The organism is Acetobacter sp. DsW_54, assembly GCF_002153575.1.
Taxonomy (GTDB): Bacteria; Pseudomonadota; Alphaproteobacteria; order Acetobacterales; family Acetobacteraceae; genus Acetobacter; species Acetobacter fabarum.
This window is the reverse complement of record NZ_JOPD01000005.1, coordinates 1-16,844: the sequence shown is the minus strand read 5'-3', so window position 1 is coordinate 16,844 and position 16,844 is coordinate 1. Positions and strand designations below refer to the sequence as shown.

17 protein-coding genes are annotated in these 16,844 nt (G+C 56.0%); 2 read left to right on the top strand and 15 right to left on the bottom strand.

From position 1 onward, the window contains the following. Positions 1-27: 27 nt before the first annotated feature. Positions 28-1,368, bottom strand: a complete 1,341-nt coding sequence (locus HK20_RS03695) for an allantoate amidohydrolase (RefSeq protein WP_233129067.1) — start codon at positions 1,366-1,368, stop codon at positions 28-30. A gap of 85 nt (positions 1,369-1,453) precedes the next feature. Then, positions 1,454-3,802 (bottom strand): TonB-dependent receptor, encoded by a 2,349-nt coding sequence (locus HK20_RS03690; RefSeq protein ID WP_233129066.1) that lies wholly within the window; start codon positions 3,800-3,802, stop codon positions 1,454-1,456. A gap of 287 nt (positions 3,803-4,089) precedes the next feature. Here HK20_RS03690 and HK20_RS03685 point away from each other — a divergent pair, with 287 nt between their 5' ends. Further along, positions 4,090-5,052 carry a LysR family transcriptional regulator gene (locus HK20_RS03685; RefSeq protein ID WP_158093026.1) on the top strand — a complete coding sequence of 321 codons (963 nt, stop codon included), beginning with the start codon at positions 4,090-4,092 and terminating at the stop codon, positions 5,050-5,052. Positions 5,053-5,123: 71 nt separating this feature from the next. Here HK20_RS03685 and HK20_RS03680 read toward each other — a convergent pair whose 3' ends face one another. Then, positions 5,124-5,822, bottom strand: a complete 699-nt coding sequence (locus HK20_RS03680) for an aspartate/glutamate racemase family protein (RefSeq protein ID WP_086645821.1) — start codon at positions 5,820-5,822, stop codon at positions 5,124-5,126. A gap of 101 nt (positions 5,823-5,923) precedes the next feature. After that, positions 5,924-6,523 carry a DUF488 family protein gene (locus tag HK20_RS03675; RefSeq protein ID WP_086645744.1) on the bottom strand — a complete coding sequence of 200 codons (600 nt, stop codon included), beginning with the start codon at positions 6,521-6,523 and terminating at the stop codon, positions 5,924-5,926. Between HK20_RS03675 and HK20_RS03670 the strand changes: the two genes are divergently transcribed. After that, a complete protein-coding gene (locus HK20_RS03670) occupies positions 6,477-6,737 on the top strand; it encodes a DUF2945 domain-containing protein (RefSeq protein ID WP_369823010.1) in 261 nt (86 codons plus the stop codon). The genes HK20_RS03675 and HK20_RS03670 overlap by 47 nt on opposite strands. 91 nt (positions 6,738-6,828) lie before the next feature. Here the strand turns inward: HK20_RS03670 and HK20_RS03665 are convergent, their stop codons facing one another. From HK20_RS03665 to HK20_RS12760, 11 genes are all read right to left on the bottom strand, one after another. After that, the gene (locus HK20_RS03665) at positions 6,829-7,155 is read right to left on the bottom strand and encodes a DUF3325 family protein (protein ID WP_086645742.1); all 327 of its coding nucleotides are present in this window, start codon (positions 7,153-7,155) and stop codon (positions 6,829-6,831) included. Beyond that, positions 7,152-8,705 carry a PepSY domain-containing protein gene (locus HK20_RS03660; RefSeq protein WP_086645741.1) on the bottom strand — a complete coding sequence of 518 codons (1,554 nt, stop codon included), beginning with the start codon at positions 8,703-8,705 and terminating at the stop codon, positions 7,152-7,154. The genes HK20_RS03665 and HK20_RS03660 overlap by 4 nt, the downstream gene beginning before the upstream one ends. Positions 8,706-8,708: 3 nt before the next feature. Beyond that, positions 8,709-8,993 carry a hypothetical protein gene (locus tag HK20_RS03655; RefSeq protein ID WP_086645740.1) on the bottom strand — a complete coding sequence of 95 codons (285 nt, stop codon included), beginning with the start codon at positions 8,991-8,993 and terminating at the stop codon, positions 8,709-8,711. Beyond that, positions 8,993-11,566, bottom strand: coding sequence for a TonB-dependent receptor (locus HK20_RS03650; RefSeq protein WP_086645739.1), 2,574 nt, complete (start codon positions 11,564-11,566; stop codon positions 8,993-8,995). Before HK20_RS03650 ends, HK20_RS03655 begins: the two co-directional genes overlap by 1 nt. A gap of 193 nt (positions 11,567-11,759) precedes the next feature. Further along, on the bottom strand, positions 11,760-12,725 hold the full coding sequence (locus HK20_RS03645) for a FecR domain-containing protein (protein WP_086645738.1): 966 nt from the start codon (positions 12,723-12,725) through the stop codon (positions 11,760-11,762). 136 nt (positions 12,726-12,861) lie between these two features. Continuing rightward, entirely contained in the window at positions 12,862-13,371 is a 510-nt protein-coding gene (locus HK20_RS03640; protein WP_233129065.1) for an RNA polymerase sigma factor, read from the bottom strand. 224 nt (positions 13,372-13,595) lie between these two features. After that, positions 13,596-14,114 carry a transcriptional repressor gene (locus HK20_RS03635; protein ID WP_086645819.1) on the bottom strand — a complete coding sequence of 173 codons (519 nt, stop codon included), beginning with the start codon at positions 14,112-14,114 and terminating at the stop codon, positions 13,596-13,598. A 42-nt stretch (positions 14,115-14,156) separates the two neighbouring features. Next, positions 14,157-14,942 carry an energy transducer TonB gene (locus tag HK20_RS03630; protein ID WP_233129071.1) on the bottom strand — a complete coding sequence of 262 codons (786 nt, stop codon included), beginning with the start codon at positions 14,940-14,942 and terminating at the stop codon, positions 14,157-14,159. 89 nt (positions 14,943-15,031) lie between these two features. Further along, positions 15,032-15,520: a TonB system transport protein ExbD gene (gene exbD / locus HK20_RS03625; protein ID WP_086645737.1), complete on the bottom strand. Its 489-nt coding sequence runs from the start codon at positions 15,518-15,520 to the stop codon at positions 15,032-15,034. A gap of 5 nt (positions 15,521-15,525) precedes the next feature. Continuing rightward, positions 15,526-16,272, bottom strand: a complete 747-nt coding sequence (gene exbB, locus HK20_RS03620) for a tonB-system energizer ExbB (protein ID WP_086645736.1) — start codon at positions 16,270-16,272, stop codon at positions 15,526-15,528. Beyond that, a complete protein-coding gene (locus tag HK20_RS12760) occupies positions 16,269-16,559 on the bottom strand; it encodes a hypothetical protein (RefSeq protein WP_143296444.1) in 291 nt (96 codons plus the stop codon). The genes exbB and HK20_RS12760 overlap by 4 nt, the downstream gene beginning before the upstream one ends. Positions 16,560-16,844: the final 285 nt, after the last annotated feature.

Genomic DNA, 16,844 nt, shown 5'->3' with positions numbered 1-16,844 from the left:
CGTTATGGAGTTTGTTGCAAGGCCGGATCATACTACCGTGCCCTGTCTGGCCGAAATATCAAGCACTTCCGGCAGGCGCGTAATAAAATTAACCATAACGGCAAAGGCTGCCTGCACATCCGCCACGATCACGCTCTCATCGGGGTGGTGGCTTATGCCGCCGGGGCTACGCAGGAACAGCATGGCCGTGGGCACCCAGTCCGTCATCATCATGGCATCATGGCCAGCACCGCTGACCAGAACATGCTCGGGCATACCCTCCGCCCTTATGCCCGAACGCAGCAGGTCAACCAGCCGGCCATCGCAGGGGGCGGGGGCAAAGGTCTGGTGGTCCTGCACCTCCCACCCCACATGGCGGCGCCCGGCAATGCTGCCCACCAGTTCCTTTACCTGCAAAAACGCACGCTCAAGGCATTGCGCATCCGCCGAGCGGATTTCCACCGAAAGGCTGGCACTGCCGGGAATAACATTCACCGCCCCCGGATGCGCCTCGATCTTGCCCACGGTGGCCACAAAATCATCCACATGCGCGCGGGCCAGTGCCTCTATGCCCAGAACCATCTCGCACGCAGCAGCCAGCGCATCGCGGCGCATGGAGAGCGGTACGGTGCCCGCATGCCCTGCCTGCCCCTGCACGCGAACATAAAACCGCTGGATACCGGCAATGGCAGACACGGCCGCCAATGGGGCATCCGCATGTTCCAGCACGGGGCCCTGCTCAATATGTGCTTCCAGATAGGCCAGTATGTCCTGCCGGTTGCGCCGGGCCTCGCCCATTCTGCCAACATCCAGCCCTGCACCGCGCATGGCCTCGTGCAATGTTGCGCCGGTGCGGTCACGCATCTGGCTGACATCCCCCACGGCCTTGCCCGCCATGGCCCGGGAACCCAGCATGGACAGCGGGAAGCGTGACCCCTCCTCATCCCCAAAAGCCACAACCTCCAGGGCAAAAGGCAGGCGTATGCCACGGCTTGCAAAGGCGGCCACACATTCCACCCCCAACATGACTCCCAGCGCGCCATCGTAAAAACCGCCGTTCCACACGCTGTCTATGTGCGAGCCGATCAGCAGTGCGGGGGCGTTGGCCTCTGCCCCCTCGTACCGGCCAATAACCGTGCCTGCGGGGTCCGTGCGCACGCTCATGCCTGCATCGTGCATCCACCCCCGCAATGTGGCCATGGCGGCTTTGTGTGCAGCCCCAAGGTAAGGGCGGAACAGGCCGCCACGCATATCGCTATAAGGTTCGCACCCGAGTTCTTCACACCGTCTGACCGCACGCGCCCCTGCATCGTGCTCGACAATCCGCTCCAGCTTGTTCATCTCAACCACCAACGTAAACCGGCACTCAATCCCGGCGGCATTCTGCACGCCATGCCACAAAGGCCGCCCCTGCCCTGTTCCACCTACCGGTGTGTGGGAAAGGTTTGTGCGGAGCGGTCTTTTTATTATTGCTTCAGAAATCCGTGGAAATTGTTCCCGTCATGCTAAAGCGTGGCAGAACGTAAAACTGTGCCCCACTCCCCGCAGCCAGGGTTGTGCCATCCAGCAGCTGCCCCTGAGTGGCGTTTGTTGCAATACCCACCGGCCCCGTGCGCACCACGGCCCCGGTCAGGTTCTGAAAGTTCATTTTAAACGTAGGTGATTTGAGGAAAGAGAACGGCTTGAATCGATACCCAACACTCAGGCTGTCTGTTACGTAGCCGGGCATACGCTGGTCCCCCGTCAGGGTTACGGACTGGGAACTGGCATAATGCAGGGCAAAGTTTCCAAAAAAGTGCGTGTCATCATACGACAGGCCAAAATTGGCCATGACCTTGGGAGCCATTGGGGCTTCATGCCCTTTGGTCCGCAGGTAGCTCCCCCCATATGGCACGTTGGAATCCAGCGTTGCGTGCAGGTATTCAAACGACGCATAGGGACTAAAATGGTGGATCGGCCGGGCCGCCACCATAAGGTCAAAGCCACGCACGGTCTGGTTGCCTGCATTGGCCGTGCCAAACACGCCACCGCCCAGATAGGTGCTCATCAACCGGTTGGTAATGTTGTAGTTGAACAGGGACAGATCGAGCATCACATACTTGTCGTGGTAGCGGTACCCCAGCTCCTCCTTGATCGAATACTGGTTTTTGGGCATGCCGGTCACGGCCTGAATGGCCGAGGGGTCTGGCTGGCGGAAGTCCCCTTCCCCATGCACATAAACCTGACTGTGGTCGTCAATATCATACGAAATGGAAAGCTGCGGCAAAGGCACCGTGGAGTTTGCCCCCAGATGCGCGTTTGACGTGGAGGACGATGCCAGCAGGTTCTTCATCCAGTAATTTGTCATCATGAACTTGAAGCCTGCGTTAATCCGCAGCTTGTTATGCAGGTAACGTGCTTCGTCCTGCACAAAAATCGAGTGGATTTCGTAGCCCGTGTTGGTCAGCCCGGCCAGCGCACGTTTGCCATCTGCCGTATAGAGCGCAGTATGGGGGTTGCCCGGCGTTGTAGCCCCGCTATAGGACACATTGATCGGGAAACCGATTTTGGAAAAATTGTTGGCATACCAGTACCCGACCGAAAAATGGTTATGGCTGTCAATGTCATAACCCAGTTTGGCGGTTACACCCACATCGGGCTGGCTATAGGCGTTCCATGCCTGCACAAGCTGCTGCCCGCCGGGCAGAGCGCTCCCGTTGCCCAAGCTATACTGCCCGGCAGAGGACTGCCCGATACCCCAGCTATCCCACCCAAGAGCATCGTAAAAATAGGGCGTCACATCCAGCGTGAGCTTTCTGCTCAGCACCACATGCACCGGCATGACCAGAAAAACCGTGTTGAAGTGCGAGATATTGTTTTTCCAGTAGTTATCGTTCCCGCCTGTTGTGCTGTAACCGCTGTGGTTATAGCCCGCTCCGGTGCGTTTGTAGGCCTTGAACTGTTCTTCCGTTGCGTAATTATCAACCATGATCTGGTTGTTGTTCCACGAAAAATACAGTTTAACACTTGATGCGTTCTGAAAATCCTTTTGCAGGCCAAAGTCAATGTGCTGGCGGTCATTTGTGCCAGCACCCATCCACTGCCGGGCATGCGTGTGCGAACCCGATACGTAAAAACGCACACCCGTGTTGCCAATATCCCCCGACTGCAGGCGCAGGAACTCGCGGGAGAGGTTGTTTGTACCGTAGGAGAAATCCATCGTCCCGCCCATTCTGTGGGAGGGGGTCAGGGTTTCCTCACGCATGACACCCCCTGCACTTGTGGTTACCGGGGCTTCCAGCGCAGAGGCACCGGGGCTGACGGAAATACGCTCCAGATTTTCGGAATCCACGTTCTGGTCAATGTAACCCGCACTGCTTGCGGGCACGCCATCAAGCAGAATAGCCATGTCGGCATCTGTCAGGCCGCGACTTTCTATGCCCCCGCCATGCATGCCCGATGTATCCGCCGAGGAGACGTTAAGACTTGGCATGGTCTTGACCAGGTCCAGCACACTACTTGTGGGGCTTTTCTGGTCAATAAACTGCTTTGTAACCGTTTGTACAGAATAGGCGGCTGTTTCACGCCGCATCATCCCGCCCCCGCCATCCACGGACAGGCTGACAGACTGCCGGTTGGATGTAACGTCAATATTTTCCTTATTCTGCGCCTGCAGGGCAGACTTTGCATGGGGTTTATGCCCGCTTGCCACCACCCGGTCTGGCGTTTGCACATGCCCCGCTGGTGCTGCACCAGCACTGCGTGCAGTGTCATGGAGTGCTGCCAAAACCAGAATGCCCGACGCCGATACGAACAGCCTGTGCTTTAACGAAAAAATTTGCATTGCTTGTGCCCGCCCCCTACAGCCTTCCGCCTAAAAGACTGTTTTCAAGTTCTTTTTTGTCTATCCCGTCCGCAGTTTGTTCAAACTTATTGTTCTGCTTATGCAACGTATCGTTTCTGCCCGTCTTTTTGGAAGCGCTAAATTCTGCACGTTGTGTAGCCTTTTTCTGCACGTGCGGACTCTTTTTTGGTGCGGTATAGAAATGATTATGTTTATGCTTGATTTGCCGTTAACTGTTCTCACCAACAGGTTCCAAAAGACGCACACCCAGCAAAAGGACTATGGCCATGGTGCTCCTGACCAAGTTTTCCCGTTATTTTCAGGAAGTCATCCACCATGGCTCCATCCGCAAGGCGGCCGAGCACCTGCATATTGCCGCCTCAGCCGTGGACCGGCAGATCCTGAATGTGGAAGAAACACTGGGGGTGCGGCTGTTTGACCGGGTTTCCGGCGGTGTGCGGCTAACCGCTGCGGGCGAGGCGGTTTTTCACCAACTCACCCGCTGGGGCAAAGAGGAGGCCGCCCTGCACCGCCATCTGGCCGAACTTAAAAACGCACGCGGGGGAGAAGTCCGCATTGCTGTGGCCGATGGTCTGGCTGTCAGTTTTATTCCCTCCGTGATCATGCTTTTGCATGATGACAGCCCGGGTTTGCGCTTTAAGGTAACTGTTGCCACCGCCGCAACTGCTGCCATCCTGCTCCGGGCGGGGGACTGCGATCTGGGGGTTACATTTGACCCCCCATCCTTTGCCGGACTGAGTGTGGAGGCCGAGGCCCTGTCCCGCCTTGGTGTGCTGGTACCGCGTGACCACCCGCTTACCCGCATGGAGGATGTGCGAGTCACGGACTGCACCGGCTACCCCATTGTGGCACCGGATTCATCCACCACATTGTGGCGTCTGGTCAAGGAACTGCTGGAAGAAACAGACATGCCTTACGATATTGTCTTTAATTCCAACAATATTGCGCTTGTCTGCGATATGGTGAAAAAAAATCTGGGCATTGCGATCATGCGTGATCTGGATGCCTTTGGCCATTATAATGAAGATGAAGCCCGGTTTATTGAGCTGAACGAAACCAAGCTGGCAACGCAGAAGCTCTCTCTCATTATCCCCAAAACACGCGTTCTATCCCCCAGCGCGCACTTCATTATTGAGAAATTCAAAAAAATATTCCAAGGGTTTGACAATAACCCCCAGCAGTTTCTGGGAAAGCCCAAACTCGTGGGGGATGGAGGCAAGGCGGAATAACCCCCATACCCCCGGACCATACACCCCAATGCGCACTTTCCCCCGCACTGGCCTGCGCCAATGCAGTATGTTCAGCGTGACAGTTCCATAGCCCCAAGCAGAGCTTCTGCATGGATTTCGAGCGTATCCAGGCACGGGATTGCTGGATGGAGTCCATTAAACAGCAGCGGCAGTTCCGTGCACCCCAGTACCACGGCATCTATGCCGGATTCTGCCACCAGTTTTTGAATAATATTCAAAAACCCTTCCTGTGTTTCTGGTTTAACAAGACCGTGTTCCAACTCCTCCGATATTTTTGATACGACAAAATCAAAGTCACACCCCGCAGAAGTTACAATTTCCATGCCTGCATCCCTGAAGGGTTTTTTAAAAAAATCCTCTTCCATGGTAAAGCGCGTGCCCAGCAAACCCAGCTTTTTAAAGCCGCGTTTTTTTGCTGCATCTCGGCCCGTTTCAATAATACTCACCAGCGGCACAGAGGATTGCGCGCGCAATGCGTCAAAAACAATATGGGGTGTATTCCCGGTAAGGGACACAACCTCACACCCTGCGGCCACAAGATTATCAATGCCCTGCATCAGATACTGCGTGAGCGCAGGATAATCCCGCGCTGCACAGTATTTGAGAACATCAAAAACATTCAGGCTTTCTATACTCAGGTTAGGGAAAAAGTCTTTCCCCACCAACTGGTTCGCACCGTAAACCAGTTTTTTGTAATAAATAAGGGTGGACTCTGGCCCTGTTCCACCGATCAAACCCAGTTTTTTCATGATCATTGGCCCTTAATATGCAGGTTATACATTATTCTTGGTAAGGCTGGCCCTACAGGTATCCACCGTGCAAGGCTGCGTTCTGTAAAAAGTATTTACTTTTATTTTGGAATGCTCTCACCCTGCGGATAGGTAATACGGTGGTTATCATCAACGACAGCGGCTTCTGTCAAACCTGCCGGCACCACATTTGACATGGACAGAATATGAAAAACCTTTACGCCATTGGCCAAAAGGTAATCTGTAATAATCCGCCTGTGGCAACGCCACCAGAGCACCTCCGCGCACATGATCGCAACAGTGGCATGCTGCCCGGCCTGTATCAGTTGGGTGAGCCCAAGGTGAAAATCTTCTCCCAGAGCGTAGTCCGCGTAATTATGGAAGCTTTGCACACGCCAGAATGCATTGGTGTTGACCGGCACCGTTTTGGACCGTGGCCTCCGGCCACCTAATGCCGGAAAGTGGCTATACCCTATTCCATAAGCCGCCAGCTCTGGCAGAAGGTTAGTTCCGTCATAATCACGGTCACGGCGGGAATATGGAAAAGCCCTCACATCCGCCACCAGCGTCACACCATAATGCCGCAGGAGCGCAATAAAGTCCTTCAGCAAGAGCGTTGAATGTCCAATAGTGTAAAAGGGGTTGGTAACAGCTATGCTCAACTCTCTTTTATGGTCCATGCTGGATTTGGAGTTTTTCATGCCATTACAGTCTTTCAAAATCGGAGACATCGTATCCTGGAACTCAGAGGCCGGACACGTGAGCGGGCGGATCAGAGCGATCCATTTTACCCCTTTTCTGGTCAACGGCTATCAACATCACGCAACGCTGACAGAACCACAATACGAGATTGAGAGCCTTAAAACCGCGCATATAGCATTCCATAAAGGTTCAGCCCTGACCATTGGGGAGTAAAGATTCCGCAATACCCCCCCCTGCACCATCAGTCCGAACGCAAAAAGCCACCCTTACAGGTGGCTTTTCCTTTGGTTTTTCAGGCGTGTTGCTACGGGCGCGGGATGGGCATTAACCGCGCCAGCCAGGCCAACAGTAAGGGCCGCCAGCTCAGAACCAATGCGACAAGGCAGGCGGTAAACGATACCAGACCGGCCCAGAGCAGAACCCCAAACCCTCCCCCTTCATGCCTGACCGCCAGAACAAGTGCCAGCACCACGAGCACTCCAGCTGCCAGCCGCACCCAGACGGCATTGTAAAGGGGCAGCTCTACCAGCCCCACAGCACGGCGATGCGGGAACTGCGTCAACGCCAGTAGCGCAAACGCAAGGAACAGCAACACCCCAAGGGCCGGGTAGAACAGGGCATAACGTATCATGCAGCCTGCTCCCCTGCCGGGCGGGTGGATACCACTGTGTTACGCACCCGGTGGGACAGGTGCCGTGCCGCCAGCAAAGCCAACACCGCGCCCACAAGCAGCACCATATCCACCCCCGCCACCGGCCAGAGATAACGGTGAGACAGCGTGCGCACCAGATGGTCACCGGTGGTAAGCCAGTTCAGAACCGCCACCGCAAGAGCGAGAACGGCAATTGCAGCACTTTGCTCAATCCACACCCGAGTGCTTCGCACCCAGCCATGCACAAATGCCCCCAACCAGACCAAATAGAACGCGCAGACCTCCAGCGATGCCCGCTCCAGCCCGAACATTTGCGCCCCGTGCGGTATCAGGCGGTTGGCGGTAAAGAACGCCAGAGTTGCAAGGATAATCCCGGTTACGGAACCTGCCGCTATAGCCTCCACCAGACGGAAACCAATCTGCTTTTCCTGCTTTTTCCGGCGAGATTCCATCCAGAACAGAAAACCGGTCGCGATCAGCACACAGCTCCCTAACCCGAGCACAAAATAAATCCACCGCAATACCCAGTGATGAAACTCGATAAGATGCAGGCCGCTCAGAAAACGCTGTGAGCGCATGATGGATGTCAGGTGCGGTGCACGGGAGAGGAGCTTGCCCGTAGAACCGTCAAACGCGATAACATCCCGGTCACTGACAACCTGATTTTCGTTCCCCCGAAAAAAGGCAATCCGGCTTGTTGTCATGCCCGGATTGGCTACCAGCACCAGATGTGGCTCATCCCCACCCCATAAAGCGCGTGCCTTCATGGCTGTCTCATCAAGTGACACACCAGATGCGCCGGGTTTTCCGTGTTTTACGGAAAGGAACGACAGACCGTTTGACTCAAAAAAATACGCACGTGTGTTCGGATAAACCGCGGTTACACCAGCAGGAAAATAGGTTGCCCCCAGAATAACCAGCCCGGAAAACGTTAGAATAATGTGAAAAGGCAAGCCAAGCACACCAGAGATATTGTGCAGGTCCAGCAACATCCGCCGCGACTTTGCCCGAGAGCGGAATGTAAAGAAATCCGCAAATATCTTGCGATGAATGATAACACCGGTAATGCACAGGATAAGCATGGCCATGGACGCCAGCCCCACAATCCATTCCCCAAGGTTCATCAGTTCAAGATTAAGCGTGTAATGAAATGGAAAAATAAATTCCGTAGCCCCCAGTGTTCCGGAATCAGGCAATACGTGCCCTGTTACAGGATCAATATCCCGACTGATCATTTTTTGTCTGGTGCCGTAATGTGTATGGAACACTGCATCCCGATCATTGGGGAGGGTCACGTTCCAAAAGGAGGCTTTTGCCACGGCTGCTTCATCAAGCGATGACCGAAAACTCTCCAGCGGCAGCATATTATCGGCATGGGCCATGCGCGTGGCCGGTTTCATCCACAGATCAATCTCACTGTCAAAAACCGAAAGCGTGCCCATCCAGAAGATGGCAAAAAGGACGCTGCCCAGCACAACACCCGCCCAGGTATGCAGCCACCCCATGGAACGGCGAAAATCCGGCTCCATCGCTTACCCCCCATGCCCGGAAAAGGACATCAGCACGTAACTCGAAGCCGCGAGCAGAGAAAACACCATAACCGGCAGCCACAACACCCGCGCGGCAAAAACCCAAAGAACCAGACAGGCATACAACACAAAAACAAGCAGGATGCTGAGTGTCACCACATCTGCACGTGCAACGCCTGCACTGCCGAGAAGAAGGCAGAAAATAACCATGGCGGAGGATGACGCCAGATACCCTCCACCAATGGCAAGCACAGTTCTGGCAGCCACCTGAAACGGGGACGCGCTCATCAGAAATCCGCCATTACCGCAAAGCGCACCGTACGTGGCGCACTGAGCGAAAGGTAATTATACCCACCCGAATTCCAGTAACGCTCATTGGTTATATTATCGACATTCAGAAGGAAGGAGAGCTTTCCGTCCCTTGATGCCGGGTTCTGCATGACGTAACGCGCACCCATATCCAGCCTTACCCAACCGGGTATGCTGCGGCGGTTCTTGCCGTTTTCGATATATTCCGAATGGGTGTACATGACATCCGCAGTCACAGACAGCCCTTTGACAAAAGGCAGGTCGTAGTCCAGCCCCATATTAAAGTTGACGGGGGATGTGTTGGCCGCCCGCTGGCCATTATTGGCACCACCTTGTGTATGCGTCAGAACGGGGTCGAGGAGCATCAGACCGCCTGTTGCGCGCAACCCGTGCGTGATTTCACCAGCAATATTCAGTTCAAGCCCGCGATTACGCTGCTTGCCATCCACCGACATGGTGTTGGTGTTGACATTGGTGACCGTACTCGGTTGGGTTATCTGGAAGACATCAAAGGTCAGAATAAACTTTTTCAGATCCGCCTTTACGCCAACTTCATACTGGGTTGACTTATAGGGTGCAAAAATCTCGCCCGAGTTGGCATAATTTGTGGAAACGGTGGTTCCCTGCTGAAGGCCCTGAATCCAGTTGCCATAAATTGCAACATTTTTCAGAGGTTTGAAAACCGCCAGAACAGAAGGGCTAATCGCCGTTTTGTCATAAACACCGGTTTTTGTGCCAACATGATCCGAACCGGTATTGGCACTCTGGACCCGCTGCACACGCAAACCACCCGTGACCTGAATACGCTTATCCAGCGCGGAAAGCGTATCAACAAATGCAAGGCTGGATAATGTTGAATAACTTGTCCGACCCGCGCTGCCGGGAATGGATATTTTATTCCCATATAAAAACTTATCTGCACCACTATAAACATTAAGATTATAGGCAGGCAGGCCCGTATTGGTTCCAAACGCACGCCCAAAATCAAGGTGCATACGATTGGCGGAAAATGCCAGCTCCTGCGTAATGGGGCCACTTTCTACCTTGCCCCGCACGCCAACCTCGGCGGTCAGGTAGCGCCCATGCTGCGCAACCCCGACTGGGGTGGCACCGCGTGAGTTCCCTGCGGCATCGTTTACAACGACCTGCTGAAAGTAAGCGCTCCTTAACGTGTAATCATGCGCCCCTACGCTGCCGTAAGCGGTAAAGTTGCGAAAAAGGTCAACCTCCCCACGAAAGACGCCAAAAAAATCCTCACCATGTATGTAGGTGCCGGGCAGATTGAAGTTTCGTTTTGCACGCCCGGCATCTGGAACCGGAACGCCTGAAGCAAGCTGGAAAAACGGTACTACACCTTCAATATCCCGGTACTGATACCCAAAATCGGTTGAAAGCCGGACACGATGAAGGCGAAGATCAACACCAGCACCAACCAGCGCGGTCTTCATATCATTATGGGCAATGGCTGTGGGGCCGGAGCGGATCATCCCGTTAAGGCGCACACCAAGCTGTTTTTCCTTGCCAAAGCGCCTGCCCAGGTCCGCACGCCCACCAAACTGGGCATTGGAGGAGTAATCGGCTTCAATTTTTGAAAGCGGTTTGTCATGTGCTCTCTTGGGCACAATGTTGACAACACCCCCGACCGCCCCACCGGGCGACATGCCATTGAGCAATGCAGCCGGGCCACGGAGCACTTCCACCCGCTCCGCCAGTTCGGATGTAATGCCGCCAAAAGGCATCATTCCGTAAAGGCCACCGTAGGATATATCCACGTTATCAATATTGAAGCCGCGGATCTGCAATCTTTCCACCCCCGAACTTCCGGTTGCAAATCCGGCTCGCACGGACGGGTCATCTTTTAAGGCGTCACGTATGCTTCTGATCTGGCGTTTTTCGATAAACTCTTCAGTGTAGCTTGTCTGGTTAAACGGTGTGTCCATGACATCCCGGTTGCCCAGCATGCCAAGCTGCCCGCCACGCGCGATTTCTCCCCCCGGCAAGGCTGGTGGCAGGTTGCCTATCATAGCCGTGGAGGGAACTGCATCGCGCACGGTGCCGCCAACACGCACCGGGCCAAGCATGATTGCGGAAGACACCGGAACAATCTTGTAAACATGCGGGCCGGTTTGCAAAAACGTAAGCCCGCTCCCCTGCAAAAGCCGCGAAAGTGCTTCAGACGCTGTAAAACTGCCCTGAAGCCCCGTGCTCACCTTACCGGAAAGCATGGGGGCCTGTGATGTCAGCGGGGCATGGGCCTGCTCACTAAAAGCCACCAGCGCATCGGACAGGGAGCCATGCGGAATATTAAAGGATATGGCAGGCGCATTGGACTGGGCCGCCGCCCCGGCACCCTGGGGCGCATTGGAAACCACGGTCTGTGCAAGAACTTTGCCTGATACCAGCGACGTAAGCGCCGTACTCGTAGCAAGCGCGAGAATAGCCACAGCCCTGCCCTGAGAGGCTTTTTTCCCCGAACCTGATGGTGCGTTCTTCCCGTTATAAAATGACCTGGCCCGCGCGCCAGATGGTTCTGCTGCCGTAGTATGTGCCATTCTTGCCCAGTCGCCTTTTCCGTAACTTGCAATTCATTCGCATTTGTATCTTTCGACTAGACAGATGCCGCAGCGGCGCTGTTTTTCCCTTTTTTGGTAATTTTTTTTCTGCCATTACGGCTTCAATGCCGTAAGCCTCTGATTCAGCTAGAATTAAAAGATATATTTTCCGGCACGCCACACAGCTGGCGCTTCAGCGCGCCGTGACAAGATCAACCCACGTCATCCAGGACGACACATGCCCCCCATAGGCATCCACAATCTGGCGTAAGGAGGCCTCAGGCTGGTGCAGGTCATAGGTGCCGGTCACCCGCTTTTCCGCCAGCTTACGGTCAGTCAGGATAATTCTGGTGGAGGTCCATGGGCGAAGGGCTTCAATCAGCTTGCCGATTGTCTCGTTCCGGGCAACCAGTGTGCCATCACACCAGGCACCAATAGCTGCAACCGGCACCTCCCCGGAGGAGGAAGCCGCACCAGCAACGCGCTCCCACTCCCCGGCATGCAGTTCCCTGCCCGCAAATGTCGAGCGGCGTGCGGTAACACGCACACGTCCTTCCCGCACGGCAACAACCGTGGCAGCACCATCCGCGCTCACATCAAAAACCGTCCCGATATCGGTTATGACCGCATTGCCGGTGGTAACACGAAAGAGCCGTGCGGGGTCATGGTGGACGGTAAACAGCGCCTCGCCCTGTAGCAGATGAATACTCCGTTCCGATGCGTTCATCGTGATTGAAATAGCAGCCTGCGGGGCAAGTATGATCTCGCTGCCATCTGCCAGCCGTATATCGCGCGTTTCGGCAACGGGTGCGTAATGGTCCGCCCGAAGCCGCACCAGCATGTCCGGTGTCAGGAAGATCATGGCTGCACAGGCCGCCACAAGTGCCAGACCACACGCAAACACGGGCTTACGCGCAAACACGCGCCTGCGCATCCGCAGGACGGGCGCTGGTATTATGGCGGACGGCACATGCAGGGCGTGGGGGATTTCTGCCATAACGGAGGCGGTAACATGCATCTCCTCCCATGCCTGCACATGGGCAGGATCACGCGCGAGCCATTCCTCAAACCGGCTTTGCAGCTCTTCATCATCCGGGTCCTCCCGAAGATAAAGGTACCAGCCAGCGGCGGCCTGCGCTGGCGTTTTGGGTTCAGTCATGGCAAGCAAAGCCCCCCAAGGCGCACAATAGCGGCCAGTCCTGCCTCCTGCGTGGAGCAGAAGCTGAAAAGCCATCTATTGTTACAGATGCGCGGTGGAAGCGTTTTTTCCGTTGAATGTGAAAAGACACGTGACGCTACTGCCCCTCCTTACGGACACGGTCACAAATCACCATACCGTCTTCAATAAGGCCATGGACACGCGTAAGAGACAGGTCGAGATGCGCGGCAATTTCCCGAAGTTTCATGCCCTCAAAATGGTACATGCGGATCGCCTGACGCTGGCGTGGGTCGGGCATGGCGGCTATTGCATCCACAATACGCTGCATTGCCTCGCGCGATGCCACGTTTTCTTCCGGTGAGACCTGCCCGTCCGCTATTCCCGCAGTTGCTACATCAAAATCCGTGCCTGCCGTGCCTTCAACCCTCTGCCTGCGCGCGCGGGTAATCACGAGGTTGCGGACCATCGTGCGGAGATAGTTCAACGGTGCGGCGATCGTCTCGATCTGCTGCCGGCTGAACAGCAGCCAGACATCCTGAACAATATCCTCCGCGAGTGTTTTGTCCCCCGAAAGGCGGGCAGCGTACGATAACAGGCTGGCCCGGTGGGTTTGATAAAGCTCCAGAGATGTGCGCTTCCGGTTCAACGCGAGGCCCCTCCAGAGGCTCCAATCACTTTACGTCAGGTGCGGAGTTGATACTGCTTCTCAACTCGATGCCATAAACTGCCCTGCACCGCAACCGGGTCCGGAGCAAAAGCACAGGCAGCTTTTGGAAGATAAAAAAACACCATCAGCCCCAACAGCATGGCGGAAGCAGCAGCCGGAGTGTTCCCGCAAGCGAGGGGCAAACCAAAAACATTCAGTTTTTCTCAACAGGCATCCAGTTCCTGCCCGGCTGATGGCGCAACCGTAATGGCAGCAGTCTGCACCGCCAGACCATGTTCGGCAGCTACCCGGCGCAGCAGGGTTACAATTTCCGGCGCGTTACACGCAATTTTCTGCCCTGTGCCCGCATCTACAAAAGTCATGGCCAAAGTGGCCCTGCGTTCCGGCGCTATACTGTAATGCCACTGCCGGTCGGCCGTAACATCCCTGCGCAGGATGCCCCGATCGACAAACAGGTTCAGGTTACGTTGGATAGACCCCTGTGACGGGGCATGGCCATACGCCATCATCCGGTCCAGCGTTTTCCATATTTCCACGGCTGTTGTCTGCGGCCCGGCTTCCAGAATCCCGTGCAGCAGAATACGCCGCAGGTCTGTCATCTTGATCCCGAGTTCCTCACAGCGTTCCTCCAGCCTGCGCACGGCACTGCAACTGGCCCCCATGCCGGGGCGGATCTGGTTCAGAACTGGCGGAGAACGACGATGTTCAAAAAAGGCGAGCATGGTTTTGATCCTGTCACGATCAGGGATGAACATATGAAAACGTCAGTTTTCACCCGCATGGATGTAAAACTCGACGGGAACGGTCAGGGTTATGGGGTCCCCAGCAACACTATCGGGCGGGATGGGCAGAGGCTGGGCGCGTTTGGGAAGGGACACCGCCTCCTGATCCAGTAGCGGATGGCCCGAACTGCTGGCCAGTGTAACCGAGAGCACATGGCCTTTTCGGTCCATGGAGAAGGTGACCGTCGGCACGCCTTCCTGACGGTCTGCCATGGCATCGGACGGGTAGCGCTTGAATTTTTCCAGCTGTGCCAGCAACGCACCCTGCCATGTAACCGGGTCGTGCGATGCCTTGGCGGACGAAGCACCGGGAGCAGGTGCGGCCTGTGTTGGAGCAGGCGGCACATCCGAGGATGGGGGTGCAATTGTGGTCTCGGCTGGCGGTGTCTTGTCCGGTATGGGCTTTTCGAGCATTGGCACCGGTTTGTGTTTCTTCACAATTTTTTTCGGCTTTTCCGGTTTTGGCACCGGCACTGGTGGATTGGGCGCGGGGGATGGCGGGGCCGTAACCTTTGACGGCTCCACTGGTGCGGGATCGGGGGTGGACTGGGTCTGCTGTGGCCCCGGTGGCAGGTCGGTCGGCGGCGTTGGTGTCGAGACCGGCTCTGGTGCCATATCAATAGCAATCGCGGCTGGTGGCGGCTCTGGCACAGCCACAACTGGTGGCGGCAAACGCGTAATCCACCAGACCACCCCACCACTGACGGCGAGCACGGCCAGAAAGGACAAGCCCCAACGCAATGCGTCCTCTCGCCGGGCCAGACGCATCTGCGCACGCTGCCAGTCGGCAAAAGACGCAAAAACTGCCTTCTCCGCGCCTTCAGCAGCCCCCTTGCCTTCCCTCTCGACCGTGCTGCTCACGGTGCGGCCCCAGATGTGGGGGACGCATTACCGGGCGGCAGCACAGGCGTTGTGCCTGCCACGCTCCCTTCCTCCTGCCCCTGAAGGGTCACGAGGGCAACCTTGAGGTAACCGGCAGCGCGCAGCTTATCCATCACGCCCATCAATGTGCCGTAATCAACCGTTTTGTCGGCCCGCAGAAAAATACGCTCGTCCTTGTTGCCCTTGGTCGCACCGTCCAATGCACCTGCCAGACCGTCCATGCTGATGTCATCCTCCCCCAGCGCCAGACCATGGTCGGCCTTGACGGTCAGGAACACTGGATCATCCGGTCGCGGTGTCGGCTTCTCGGCCGAGGAGGGCAGGTCCACTGGCACGTTCACCGTGGTCAGCGGAGCCGTGACCATAAAAATCACCAGCAGAACCAGCATGACATCAATAAACGGAGTCACATTGATCTCGCTGGCTTCATGCGGGTTTTCATCGGTATGGCGGATACGGACCATGCCGCTTACTCCCCGGCAACCGTGTGGGCATTCTGCGCAGCGCCAAGCCGCACCACCTGCCCGCTGGCACTCAGCGCCTGCATGCGCCCCAGATCGCGCGAGACAAGGCGCATCACCAGCGCTGTAATATCCGCGACCTGTGCACGGCACGTAGCCGTTTGGCGGGCCAGATGGTTGTAAATCACTACAGCAGGAATAGCCGCGACCAACCCAAGGGCTGTTGCCAGCAGCGCCTCGGCAATACCGGGAGCAACAACGGCAAGGCTGGTGGCCTTGCTGGCAGCAATACCGGTAAAGGAGGTCATAATACCCCAGACCGTGCCAAACAGGCCGATAAAGGGCGACGTTGCACCAATTGTGGCCAGCACACCTGTGCCGCGCATAAGCCTGCGGCCTTCAGCTGCTTCCAGCCGTTCAAGATGCAGAACAATCCGTTCCTTCAGGCCCTCGCGGTCATCGGGAATATCAGCAGAGCGCTTGCGTTCGGTTTCAGCAGCCATAACCAGTGTATGGGCTATGCTGCTCTGGCGCGTGCCTGCCGCACCAAGCTCCAGCGTGCTGGCCTGCTCCAGCGCCTGCTCGGCCTTGGTCAACCTCACCCGCACCCGTTGCAGTTCTACCGATTTGGCAATGAGAATAGTCCAGGTCAGCAGGCTGGCCACAACCAGCAGGGTCATCACACAACGGACCACCGGCCCCGCGTTGAGGAACATCTCCCACGGGGAAAAAGCAATAGGGGCAAGATCGGTCATGACAGACCTCCTTTGGAAGACGGTCTGCGCCAATCCGGGGTCAGGCAGATAACCGTAACGATAGAGGGAATGAACAGGGCAACCCAGAAAAAGGCCAGCCAACTGCCGTAATGGCCCAACGGGGCGGATAGCAGGCCGAATGCAATAAACAGACCGACTACCCACACGATCAGCCGGAACGGCGTGCGGGTCAGGCTCGTCCATTTATGGGCCGCAAGACAGGGGCATAATGGGCGGATAGTCATGAACACGGCACGCACACAAATGCGCGTAAGAGTAAGTCGCAACTCCATTGTGCGTAAAATTGTGCCCGGTCCATGTATCTGCGCGCCTTCGAACAGGTCGGAAATCAAGGAGGTTCATGGCTCACCGCTTGCTTACAAACGGCACACAACGACTCCCTTACCTACAAAGACGATCAGAACCCCGCTTTTTTCCCCGGAACTTTATTTTTTTCCAGATCACATGCTCAAACACCAGTATGCTCTGGCTCCAGCAAGCAATAGACGATGTTATCTGCCCCCCCGTCTAGATTTTTTCTGGTGCCTAGCTGAGGAGGCTGGGATGATTCC